The organism is Nostoc sp. UIC 10607, assembly GCF_047228265.1.
GTDB lineage: Bacteria > Cyanobacteriota > Cyanobacteriia > Cyanobacteriales > Nostocaceae > Nostoc > Nostoc foliaceum_A.
Genome location: NZ_JBIQNW010000004.1, coordinates 45,442 through 57,300, shown reverse-complemented (window position 1 = coordinate 57,300; position 11,859 = coordinate 45,442). Strand labels below are relative to the sequence as shown.

General features: G+C 41.2%; 10 protein-coding genes. 2 read left to right on the top strand and 8 right to left on the bottom strand.

Going from position 1 to position 11,859, the window contains the following annotated elements:
- Positions 1 to 717 (top strand): tetratricopeptide repeat protein (locus ACEYW6_RS05095; protein WP_412978876.1); only part of this gene is annotated, 717 nt, incomplete at its 5' end.
- 240 nt (positions 718 to 957) lie between these two features.
- On the opposite strand, the gene ACEYW6_RS05090 is transcribed toward ACEYW6_RS05095, so the two are convergent.
- From ACEYW6_RS05090 to ACEYW6_RS05060, 7 genes are all read right to left on the bottom strand, one after another.
- Complete coding sequence (locus ACEYW6_RS05090; protein ID WP_412978875.1) at positions 958 to 1,257, bottom strand: hypothetical protein; 300 nt, start codon at positions 1,255 to 1,257, stop codon at positions 958 to 960.
- Between the two features lie 54 nt (positions 1,258 to 1,311).
- Positions 1,312 to 2,805 carry a catalase gene (locus ACEYW6_RS05085; RefSeq protein WP_412978874.1) on the bottom strand — a complete coding sequence of 498 codons (1,494 nt, stop codon included), beginning with the start codon at positions 2,803 to 2,805 and terminating at the stop codon, positions 1,312 to 1,314.
- A gap of 204 nt (positions 2,806 to 3,009) precedes the next feature.
- Entirely contained in the window at positions 3,010 to 4,383 is a 1,374-nt protein-coding gene (locus tag ACEYW6_RS05080) for an alkaline phosphatase family protein (protein WP_412978873.1), read from the bottom strand.
- Between the two features lie 135 nt (positions 4,384 to 4,518).
- On the bottom strand, positions 4,519 to 5,745 hold the full coding sequence (eboE, locus tag ACEYW6_RS05075) for a metabolite traffic protein EboE (protein WP_412978872.1): 1,227 nt from the start codon (positions 5,743 to 5,745) through the stop codon (positions 4,519 to 4,521).
- Between the two features lie 143 nt (positions 5,746 to 5,888).
- Positions 5,889 to 6,821 (bottom strand): UbiA-like protein EboC, encoded by a 933-nt coding sequence (gene eboC / locus ACEYW6_RS05070; protein ID WP_412978871.1) that lies wholly within the window; start codon positions 6,819 to 6,821, stop codon positions 5,889 to 5,891.
- 127 nt (positions 6,822 to 6,948) lie between these two features.
- A complete protein-coding gene (locus ACEYW6_RS05065; RefSeq protein ID WP_412978870.1) occupies positions 6,949 to 7,857 on the bottom strand; it encodes a TatD family hydrolase in 909 nt (302 codons plus the stop codon).
- Positions 7,858 to 7,995: 138 nt separating this feature from the next.
- Positions 7,996 to 8,877 (bottom strand): EboA family metabolite traffic protein, encoded by an 882-nt coding sequence (locus ACEYW6_RS05060; RefSeq protein WP_412978869.1) that lies wholly within the window; start codon positions 8,875 to 8,877, stop codon positions 7,996 to 7,998.
- A gap of 476 nt (positions 8,878 to 9,353) precedes the next feature.
- Between ACEYW6_RS05060 and ACEYW6_RS05055 the strand changes: the two genes are divergently transcribed.
- Complete coding sequence (locus ACEYW6_RS05055) at positions 9,354 to 10,556, top strand: 3-dehydroquinate synthase (RefSeq protein WP_412978868.1); 1,203 nt, start codon at positions 9,354 to 9,356, stop codon at positions 10,554 to 10,556.
- A 380-nt stretch (positions 10,557 to 10,936) separates the two neighbouring features.
- On the opposite strand, the gene ACEYW6_RS05050 is transcribed toward ACEYW6_RS05055, so the two are convergent.
- On the bottom strand, positions 10,937 to 11,635 hold the full coding sequence (locus tag ACEYW6_RS05050) for a YdcF family protein (protein ID WP_412978867.1): 699 nt from the start codon (positions 11,633 to 11,635) through the stop codon (positions 10,937 to 10,939).
- Positions 11,636 to 11,859: the final 224 nt, after the last annotated feature.

Genomic DNA, 11,859 nt, shown 5'->3' with positions numbered 1-11,859 from the left:
ACAAAACGTCTGCTGGGGGATGAACACCCCGATGTGGCAACTAGCCTGAACAATTTGGCACTCCTCTACAATTCACAAGGAAGGTACAGCGATGCCGAACCTTTGTTAATCGAAGCTTTGGCGATGACAAAACGTCTGCTGGGGGATGAACACCCCGATGTGGCAACTAGCCTGAACAATTTGGCACTCCTCTACAATTCACAAGGAAGGTACAGCAATGCCGAACCTTTGTTAATCGAAGCTTTGGCGATGAGAAAACGTTTGCTGGGGGATGAACACCCCAATGTGGCAAGTAGCCTGAAAAATTTGGCACTCCTCTACGATTCACAGGGAAGGTACAGCGATGCCGAACCTTTGTACATCGAAGCTTTGGCGATGAGAAAACGTCTGCTGAGGGATGAACACCCCGATGTGGCAACTAGCCTGAACAATTTGGCACTCCTCTACAATTCACAGGGAAGGTACAGCGATACCGAACCTTTGTTAATCGAAGCTTTGGCGATGAGAAAACGTCTGCTGGGGGATGAACACCCCGATGTGGCAACTAGCCTGAACAATTTGGCACTCCTCTACAATTCACAGGGAAGGTACAGCAATGCCGAACCTTTGTATATCGAAGCTTTGGAAATTGCTGAACAACGGTTAGGGGCAAATCATCCCAAAACAATAGCCATTCGTAAAAATCAGGAAGACTTGCGGCGGAATCGTCAGCCTTGATTCAGGAGAATGGTTGCTTTTGTCTCCCATTGGTTTCAGTAATTTAGGTAATCTGCATCGGCTGCATTACTCGCCTGGGATTCAAATCCTAGTCTAATAAGTAGGCAATATAATTAATTACACAAATGTCATTGCAAATGCAGTGAAGCAAAATAAAGCGATCGCAACGCCTAAAACTACTTCTCTACGATATGCTTTGCGAAGGGTGCGATCGCACTAACTGTAAATATTTTTGTTTATCTACTTAATGAGCCTCTGAACTCCGTCAACGAGTATTTTATCTCCGTTAACGAGGCTTTTATCTCCGTCAACGAGTATTTTATCTCCGTTAACGAGTATTTTCGCTCCGTCAACGAGTATTTTCGCTCCGTCAACGAGTATTTTCGCTCCGTTAACGAGTCTTTTATCTCCGTTAACGAGGCTTTTATCTCCGTTAACGAGTATTTTATCTCCGTTAACGAGTCTGTTTTCATTGAGCAAATCCCCGACTTCTTCAAGAAATCGGGGATCTAAATCTAGCTTAAGTACGTAACTCACCATCCAGGTTTTCGGTGCGTTAGCCTACGGCATAACACACCCTACGAAACTACGAGGCTACCAGTTACCTACAGGTTGAGCAGTAGCACCCAGCATTGATGGATCGATTGAAATGCCCAATCCTTCAGCTACACGACGACCATAAGAAATATCTGCCCGGAAGAAGTGGCAAAGTTGGCGCATTTGAATGTCTTCCCTTGCTTGAGAGAGACTGCCGACAATATTTTTAGCCAGACGCTCTTGCTGTTCAGGAGTTAGTAACCGATACAGATTACCTGCTTGGGTGTAATCGTCGTTTCCTTCACGATGACTGTAACGATCGACTGTGACATCGCCCAAATGACTAGGTGGTTCTGCATAAGCTGGATTTTCTTTGGGCGTACCCTCAGCACTATTCGGTTCATAGTTAGGAACGCTACCGCCGTTGTTCCCCGATGCCATAAAGCCATCTCGCTGATAATGCATCACTGGACATTTGGGCTGATTAACAGGTAGTTGCTGATAGTTACCACCCAAGCGATACCGTTGAGCATCTGGGTAAGAAAAAATTCGAGCTTGCAGCATTTTGTCTGGAGAGAAACTAACGCCAGGAACCACGGCACTAGGGCTAAAAGCGGCTTGCTCTACTTCAGCGAAATAATTCTCAGGGTTCCGATTTAGCTCTAATATCCCGACTTCGATTAAAGGATATTCTCCTTGTTTCCAAACTTTGGTTAAGTCAAAAGGATTATCTGGATGTTTTTCCGCTTGCTCCTCGGTCATCACCTGAATACACATCCGCCACTTAGGATAGTCACCTTGAGCGATCGCTTCAAACAAATCATGAGTCGCATGATCGGGATCTTCGCCCTTAATCTTAGCGGATTCTTCCTCCGTCAAGGTTTGATGCCCTTGCAGAGTCTTAAAGTGAAATTTACACCAAACGCGATCGCCCTGAGCATTAATTAAACTGAAGGTATGGCTACCAAAACCGTCCATGTGGCGATAGGTTTTGGGAATTCCCCGATCTGAAAACAGGATCGTCACTTGGTGAAGCGATTCTGGACTGAGTGACCAAAAATCCCACTTTGCATTCTGGTCTTTGCAATTGGTTTGGGGATTGCGCTTTTGGGTATGGATGAAATCAGGAAACTTCAAAGGGTCGCGGATGAAGAAAATAGGGGTATTGTTACCTACAAGATCCCAGTTACCCTCCTCAGTATAAAACTTGAGGGAAAAACCTCTAGGGTCACGCTCGGCATCTGCTGAACCTTTTTCTCCTCCGACTGTAGAGAAACGCAAGAGAAGTTCCGTTTTCTTGCCAATTTCAGAAAAAAGTTTGGCTTTACTGTAGCGGGTGATGTCATTGGTAATAGTCAAAGTACCATGAGCAGCCGCACCTTTGGCATGGACAACTCTTTCAGGAATACGTTCTCTGTTGAAATGAGCCAGCTTTTCTATGAGGTGGAAATCCTGCATTAATACAGGGCCACGCGCTCCAGCCGTGAGTGAGTTCTGATTATCCGCAACAGGAATACCGTCAGCAGTTGTCAAGTTTTGGGGTTCAGTCATGGGTAAAGAAGCTCTCCATTAAGTTACTTAGATTGCCCACAGTACATTTTAGTCAGTAGATGGATACCTACTGATAGAACAAACTAATTCATAGTCATAACGAGTTTATATATAAAGCATACTCGATATGATTATGAATTACCATAAATTGTTTTGTATCTTGGTAGGATGTAGAGAGGTGATACATCCTGTGTCTACTGCCTTTCAGGTATTTAAGTGTTTGAGAATCAACGAGCAAACATCTGTCGCCTCAATTTGATTTTCATTAACTAGGTGAGTTTGATGGGTGATAAATAGAGGCCCTTCATCTGGAGAAGTAGTAATGTGACCGTGAGAGCCACGTACTAGAGAAGCATCTAGAGGAATCACATCCATTAAGTAGCGAAAACCCAGTTGTTTCTTAAGTAGCTTGAGAGCAATTTTTCCTTGAGGAAATTTAATCTGCGGATCAAGGAAAAGTTCTACAGGATCGTAACCAGGTTTGCGGTGGATATCTACAGTTCTAGCAAAATCAGGCGCTTTTGCATCATCGAGCCAATAATAATAGGTAAACCAAGCATCAGATTGAGCGATCGCCACCAACTCACCCGATCTAGGATGATCGAGATGGTAGGCTTGCTTACCCTCTTCATCCAATACCTGCGCCACACCTTCAGTCGCTTCTAAAAGCGATCGCACTTTCGGGATATACGCCGGATCATTCACATAAACATGAGCAATTTGATGATCGGCAACGGCAAAGGCAATGCTAGCCCCAAAATCGAGCAGTTCTCGCCCTAATTCCTCGCGTACAGCAATTAAACCATTTTCCCGTAGTACGCGGTTCAAATCCACAGCTTTAGAAACTGGGGTAATGCCATACTCAGAAAGAATAATTACCTGAGTATTACGTGCTTGATAATATTTAATTAAATCGCCACAAACAGCATCAATTTCTCGCAAATCTGCTTGAATCTGTGTTTGATTGTTACCAAACTTTTGCAGACAGTAGTCTAAATGTGGTAGATAAACTAGTGATAATGTTGGGCTGTAGCGTTCCTCAATCCATTTTGCGGAATTGGCAATCCATTGGCTAGAACTAATGGAAGTTTTGGGCCCCCAGAAATCGAATAGAGGGAAGTTTCCTAAATCAGATTGAATTTGCGATCGCACATCACTAGGATGTGTATAAATATCAGGTAATTTTCTCCCATCTGCGGGATACATCGGTCGCGGTGTAATGGCATAATCTGCTGTAGAGTACATGTTGTACCACCAAAAAAGGTTGGCACAAGTAAAGTTTGGATCAATTGATTTAGCTATTTCCCAAACTTTAGGAGCTTGCACTAGTTTATTAGACTGCCGCCAAAACTTCACTTCACATTCATCGCGGAAGTACCAACCATTAGCAACAATTCCATGTTCATCAGGCAATTTTCCTGTTAAATAAGTAGCCTGAACTGAACAAGTTACAGCAGGTAACACTTTTTTGATGGAAGCTACCCGTCCTTTAGCAGCCCAAGAAGATAAAAACGGCGTGCTTTCTCCTAGTAAACTGGGCGTTAATCCCACGACATTTAGAACAACTGTTTTCTGCATAAACTTAATCCTCTTTCATAGCAATTTCAAAAAATAACTAGAAACACACAATAATGTATCTCTAAAGATTTAAACTAGAAAACTAAGTTTAAACCTTTAATTACGAATTACGTTAGCGTAGCGGGGCGAAGCCCATTACGAACTACGAATTAATTTTAATACCCACTCATATTCACGCTGAATAGAAGTCAGCAAATCTATCTTCATTTCTGATGGCAATACATCCCAAGTGTAAGTTTCAATTTCTAAATGGGAGCAAGCATTGTTGGTTTTAAGTAGATGCAAAACAGTAGCAATGTCATCTTGGGTAGATTGCAAAATTTGATAATCATGAATAAAAATCGGCACATGGAAATGAGTCCGCCATTCTTCAGCTAGAGATTGCTCTAAATGTGGTAAGGCATTTATTAAGTCAGGATAGTGATGGAATGTACCATTACTGCGACGTTCTATTACCTGGTGAAGATAAGTAGATTCAGCAAAAGGACGTAAGCGTTCAACTATCAAACTACGTTTTTCAACATCAGCAGGAATTTTTACTTTAATCGCGGCGCTGATTTGAATCTTACCAATCTTAATTCCTGCCGAGTGCAAACGCTCGAATACAGATTGTGGTTCCTCATACTCAACTGAAAAATGGCAGGTGTCATAGCAAACCCGAACGTGTTCTAGTAATTTGCTCTCTGCTAAATTCTGCTCGATATTCAACTTTTCTGATAAGTAATTACCGCCAATTGGCAATAACCAATTTTGGTAGAAGTCAATTAATTCTGAGGTATTTTCAATTAATCCATCAGGCTCAGGTTCTAAATCAATATGGAGTGTCTTTCCTGTCTCTTCGCGGATGCGAATCATTTCTACAACAACTGATGCTATGTTCAAACAACTCTTTTTCAGAACTGTCTCGAAAGTTGCTTGGTCTTTTTCCCACCAAGGTTTATAGGATAATGGTAATGTAGAAATTCCGCCATCAAGTTCTTCTGGTAACAGATTTGCTAAAATATATGTCAAGTTTAATGTGTAATTCACCCGTTCTTGTGTAGACCAATCTGGTGCATAAACTTGATCTTTTACCACCTGTCGATGGAATCCGCCATAAGGGAATCCATTTAAGGTAAAAACGTATAAATCTTGTTGAGTTAACCAAGCTTGGAATTGAGCTAAGTTATTATTTTGTAATAGTTCTTTGGCTGCTGCATCTGCTAACCTTAAACCAATACCAAAAGGTTCTGTTGGTGATAAACGTGATTTGAGATTGAGAACATATTTTTCTAAATTGGCGAAAACTTCTAGCCAACTTTCACCAGGATGAATATTGGTACAATAAGTTAAGTGAAAATTATTGTTTTTTGTAATTTTCATTTTCTAGCTTTATCCCTTGTATATGTAATCTATTTTCTTTGGCTTATACTATTCCACAAAAGACTTGCAATTCATGGCTATGGGCGCACTTATATGCGCCCATACAGCCGATTTATAGTATTACTGGGTGTATACATTCAAATTTAAGTAACAGCAAATACTTTTGCTAACTTCATCGAAAATGGTAGCAAGATTAGAACTAATAGACCGTAATACAAACCAGCAAAACCAGATGCAACGGTTGCATCTAAGACTATTAGGGATAAAACACCTATTTTCACAGCATTGCGGATATTTTCGGCTATCGGTTCCCGCGCCGCTTTGATAAAGTTAGGCAAGATTCTGATAGCTAATAAAATAGCGAACGGTAATGCTGCGATCGCTGTATACTCTCTTAATAATCCTAAAGCTAAAACTGCCGTCAAAACTATTGCAATTAGCAGTAGTGCGAGTACTCCCGTAATCTTCTTACCTCCGTGAACTTCACCTTGGCTAATTGCGGTGATAGCAGCAATGTAAAGAACAGGAATCAGCGCTAAATACCAACGTTCTCCTATTATTATAGGTACAGCACTTACACCTAATAATAAGTTACTGCCACGACACAAACCCATATTTAAAGGGCCAAAAAAAGGATGATGTTTGGCGAGTGAGTCATATAGGAGGGATGAAAGAGTGATAAATATAGCGATCGCAGCACTCAACAATGATACTTGAAAAGCAGCTATAATCCCGATTGCAAATAGTATACTCCCCAAGAAAGTAGCATTTTCACGAGATACGCGACCACTGGGAATTGCTCTATTTGGTCGCTCTTTTGCATCTAATTCAGCATCAAAAACATCATTAAAAACTATACCGCCGCCGTATAAACCAGTTGTAGCCAATAACAGCCAAGCCAATGGAATTAGTATGGCAAAACTCGCTTCTCCATTGATTAATTGGGCAAAAATAATTCCAGCGCCAGAAGCAGCAAAACCAACAAGAATATCTGCCCAAGCAGTAACAATATTAGCAGGACGCATCAATTCTAGATAACCCCGCCAGCTTTGAAAATTTAAGCTTGCAACATTCACTTATCTGCCTCCATGCCTAGTAATTTATCAAAATAAACCGCATATTAAAAATGAATCAGATATTTATGCAATTCGTCTTCCCCACTCTCCAGTACAGACGCGAATAATCGCGTCTCTCCCCAATTTTCTACTCAATCAACACATAATCTGAAGCTGATTTGATTCCTGGTTCTTGTCCACGCAACACAGAATTACCATTGAACAACTGACGCTGATCAACAGATTGAGGATTAAGCCAGTCTGATGCTTGCATCTGCCCAGTTTGACTGTAAGCAGCTAGGGCGTTTTCATAACAAACTGCGCGTACATGTTCTTCAGGGATGCCCCTATCTAACATCAACTGAGCAGTTTTCGGGACTGCCAAAGGATCGCTAATACCCCAATCAGCGCTACTATCTACAATGATGCGATCGCATCCATATTTGCGGACAACTTCTACCATCCTGGCGTTACCCATCTTCGTCTGTGGGTAAATCGTAAAAGCTGCCCAAAAACCCCTTCCTAATACTTCCTCAACGGTTTCCTCGTTGTTGTGGTCAATAATTACTTGTGAAGGATCTAAGCCATATTCAATACAGCGATCCATACTCCGACTAGCACCCGCCTTTTTATTGCGATGAGGCGTATGAATTAGCACCAACATATCGAGTTCTTTGGCTAATGCTAACTGTTGACAAAAGTACTTATCTTCTGATTCTGTCATGTCGTCATAGCCAATTTCGCCAATGGCAACAACTCCCTCTTTACACGCATAAAGTGGTAGCAGTTCTATAACTTCTGCTGCTAGCGCCTCGTTGTTAGCTTCTTTCGGATTTAGACCAATTGTGCAGTAATGTTGGATGCCAAACTGACTAGCACGAAACCGTTCCCAGCCCACAAGACTGCTGAAGTAGTCTTTGAATGTGCCAGCGTTGGTTCGCGGTTGTCCTAACCAAAAGGCTGGTTCAATAACGGCGACAATACCATATTCCCGCATTACTAAGTAATCGTAAGTAGTACGCGAACACATGTGAATGTGAGGATCGATAAACATCATAAGTAATTCAAAATTCAAAATTCAAAATGAAAAACCCGGTATCAGCAAATATCCTGGCTGTTGACTGTATGCGGTTTTAATGTGGAATGGCTTGCTGTTGCTGAATGATGGATAATTTCATTTGCAGACTGACAGGCGTTAGCGTAGCTCGCCGCAGGCATCGCGGCTAAAACTGCTCCAAGTCAGATTACCTTGTTGAATGGATGACTGTAAATCTGGGTAACGAGAAAGTAATTCTTGTGCTTGGGGTAAAGGAGACTCAGCACAAGCTAACGCTGCTGCTTCTTGCTCGTGTATATCCCCATTAGCCAGTACTTTTTCTAAATCTGTGATGATTGCGTTATCCGCAAACCGCCCTACCGGTCGCCAAAGTTCTGGCGTAACTGAGCGTTTAGCTGCCCAACGTTCATGGGCATAGTCTGCTAACATCCTCGCCAATTCTGGGTTAGCACGTCGATCCAGTCCCCAAATTAGATGCAACGGACTGCCAACAAACACAGCCTTCAGCACCATCTGATTCCAAGCAGCATTGTCTAAATAATCCGCTGGATAAGGGTTACGTAGTGCTATGGCTTGAAATACATTACTCATATTGCTGCGAATTCCCTCAGCAGCACGATGGCGATGTAACTCTGGATGTGGTAGTAGCGGCAAACTTTGATAAAGGACAACTAACTCCCCCATATCGGCAGTGGAGAAGAATTTATCAAGCGATCGCACATAGCCCTCAGCATCATCGTGAGGCAAAGCTAGAAGCAAGAGTGTGCGACCTGCTTGATCTACACTCCAATGACCAGGATACCAACCGGGAATCACATCCTGCGCTGCTTCCAAGTCTTGGAATGTTAGCTGCAAATCCTGTTTACCTAGATAACGCGGTACAGCACTAAAAGCCGTAAAAAACACTCGTTCAGCAGCGCCGCTAGCAATCTGTGCCTGCTTTTGTTCCAGCCAAGCAAAAGCTTTCTCTGAAAGAGACTTTAACAGCCAGTGATGCAGTAACTTGTTTACTTTACTCATGATGAATTTCAGGAGAAGTTGCCCAACTTTTTTTGTGACAACTAAGTATAAAATCTAGCACTAAACTTGATACTTTGTGATTAAAGCAGCTACATAACGTACTACTGAGTTCATAACTTTACTGAATCTATAAAAATCTCCCGATTTTAAAGAAGATACTGTAAAGATACCATTTTCATTAAACAAATCCTAAAATTATCTTACGTAAAAATTTAAAATCTTATGTAATGATGATATTTATTGCCAACCTTAAGATATAAAATCTAGGCATCAATAAAATTGTAAATTAATGTTATTCTAATCCTCCTGTTCGAGGGTAAAATCACTTCAAAAGTATGATGGTTTGAGTAGATAAAATTATCTAAACAATCATTTTTAATTGAAGTGTTAAATGTATTTACCCCGATAAATTTACTGTCAATCTTAATTGCAGTATTAGTTCTATTTACAGTTACTTTAAAAGTAATAATATTTAAATGGCTATTAAACAAAAAACCGCTCTTAATCTGCAACCAATTAACCAATGTGTCCGCGTAAGCTTCAACTATGATGTTCACTTCACTAAAGGCTTGTTTCAGTTAGATAATCCTTTACTCGCACAAGTGATTGCTACAGATGGGGAGACAACCCCAAAACAAGTGCTAGCAGTGGTAGATGCAGGGTTTTTACAGTACCAGGATGGGTTGCTAAAAAAATTATCAGTCTATGCCCAATATTATGAAGATGTACTAAGGCTGAGTGGTGAGCCGATAGTAGTTCCGGGTGGAGAAGCAGTCAAGAACGATTCTAGATTTATAGATCAAATTCATCAGCAGATAAATGCAGCTGGATTATGCCGTCACTCCTACGTCTTAGCGATTGGAGGTGGAGCCGTGCTAGACATGGCAGGATACGCAGCAACAACGGCTCACCGAGGAATTCGGCTGCTACGAGTACCGACAACAGTATTAGGGCAAAACGATTCGGGTGTAGGGGTAAAGAACGGAATCAATGCCTTCGGCAAGAAAAACTTTTTGGGTACATTCATGCCACCTTATGCTGTCTTGAATGACTTTGATTTTATTACTAGCCTTGATGATCGAGATTGGCGATCGGGTATTGCAGAAGCGGTGAAAGTGGCGCTGATTAAAGATGCAGATTTCTTCGATTTCATTATGACTAATGCCGAGAAATTGGCTAATCGAGACATGGACATAATGGAAAGGCTGATCTATCGCTGTTCCCAGTTGCACTTAGAGCATATTGCTGGTAGCGGCGACCCCTTTGAAATGGGTTCATCGCGTCCTTTGGATTTTGGACACTGGGCTGCTCACAAACTAGAGCATTTAACCAATTACAGCCTACGTCATGGTGAAGCTGTAGCGATCGGCATTGCTTTGGATACGACCTATTCATATTTAACAGGACAACTGTTGCAATCTGAGTGGCACAGGGTTATGAGCACACTCAAGAAATTAGGCTTTACCTTGTACGTATCAGCGCTGACAGAACAATTAGATCAACTAGACCATCCCCATTGTCTATTTAGGGGGCTTACCGAGTTCCGTGAGCACTTGGGAGGAAAATTGACAATCACCCTTCTCCAAGGAATCGGACAAGGAATAGAAGTTCATCAGGTGGATTTGTCTTTGTATAAAGATGCTATTTTAATGCTGCAAGATTGGGAACTTTTACATTAATTATCCTTTGGATGGATCGCCCAATTGCGATTCTGCTATGCAAATGGAACACTAAATTTTCAAGGCGATCGCTATTTTGTGGTTCGGAATTGCAAAATACTTTTTAGTTCCTCTTCTTCCTTGAAAACGTGGTAAATTTCCTAATTTTGTTGGAGTTTTAATTAAAACTCTGAGCTATTTCCGAAAAATTTTGATCACCTTATTGCCGTACTAGGTGTAATACCTCGCTTTTTATTTACAAGCTCATTTATTCACTGAAAAGGAACCTGAAGTGCATCTGCAAGTTCTCTTTGGGTTATTCCCATTGGGTCTAGAAAATCTTTAAGTAATATTTCACCTGGATGTGATGGAGGTCTATACTTTGGAACTCTCATCTGTTCTTATCTCCTCAACCGCCCTTGGTGTTCACAATGGAAACCTCGATTCTCCCAAGCTTGCATATCTACTTGGGTAAGCCTTGTTACATTTGAGCACTGCGGTTGAATAATTTGACTTAAAATCGCCCAAAATAAGCTGCGTGTTACATCTAATCCAGTTTTGACCCAAGATTCACGATTACCAGGAATACCTAACTCCTGAACAATCTGTGGCTCTACCCAAATACCATGAGCACCTAAAAGAATCTGTGCCATCCATTTAGCTCTGGGTAAATGACTTGGTGAGGTAATCAACATGACTTTATGCACTCCCCAACGCCGCAGAATTGGAATACCATAATAAAAATTTTCAAAAGTAGAATTCGCGCACTTTTCTAACCAAACGTTTTGTAAACTTGCTAATTCCGCCTGAAAAATTAACCATATACAGGGGTCTGGGGAACCATGAGAAATTAAAATTGGGGTTTGTGGGTATTGTTTTGCTTGTTGGGCAACATAAGTTTCTCGACTAATACTGCCACCAAGCACAAAGAAGGCATCTACAGGCTGCGAGGAAGCAAAAACTAGGGTTATAGTAGTAAAAATCAGCCAAACACCCAGAACAACATACAATCCACCACTTAGTTTTTGTAACAATTGCCACAGATTAGCAAATTTTTTTTTAATAGAAATTAATGATTTTATGGGAAATTTGCGTTTCATGACTTAGGTAATAAAAGCTGATTTAATGGCTGTCTAACAGTACTGCAATTCAGTGAACAAAGTGCTATCTTATAAAAGTAATCTAGAATGCAAACATGACGCTAATCAAAGTGTCACATGTTCAGTATAGCCTTCCGGAGAAGGCTAACAAACTGAGAAATGGTTGTTAATAATGCAGTAATTTCGGCATCATTAAACAATAAAAATGATGAAGAGAGAATAGC

Excerpts from the sequence above, each read along its gene's own strand:
- ACEYW6_RS05085 (WP_412978874.1), bottom strand. The coding sequence starts at position 2,805 with ATGACTGAACCCCAAAACTTGACAACTGCTGACGGTATTCCTGTTGCG.
- eboE (WP_412978872.1), bottom strand. The coding sequence starts at position 5,745 with ATGAAAATTACAAAAAACAATAATTTTCACTTAACTTATTGTACCAAT.
- ACEYW6_RS05090 (WP_412978875.1), bottom strand. The coding sequence starts at position 1,257 with ATGGTGAGTTACGTACTTAAGCTAGATTTAGATCCCCGATTTCTTGAA.
- ACEYW6_RS05050 (WP_412978867.1), bottom strand. The coding sequence starts at position 11,635 with ATGAAACGCAAATTTCCCATAAAATCATTAATTTCTATTAAAAAAAAA.
- ACEYW6_RS05080 (WP_412978873.1), bottom strand. The coding sequence starts at position 4,383 with ATGCAGAAAACAGTTGTTCTAAATGTCGTGGGATTAACGCCCAGTTTA.
- ACEYW6_RS05060 (WP_412978869.1), bottom strand. The coding sequence starts at position 8,877 with ATGAGTAAAGTAAACAAGTTACTGCATCACTGGCTGTTAAAGTCTCTT.
- ACEYW6_RS05065 (WP_412978870.1), bottom strand. The coding sequence starts at position 7,857 with ATGATGTTTATCGATCCTCACATTCACATGTGTTCGCGTACTACTTAC.
- ACEYW6_RS05055 (WP_412978868.1), top strand. The coding sequence starts at position 9,354 with ATGGCTATTAAACAAAAAACCGCTCTTAATCTGCAACCAATTAACCAA.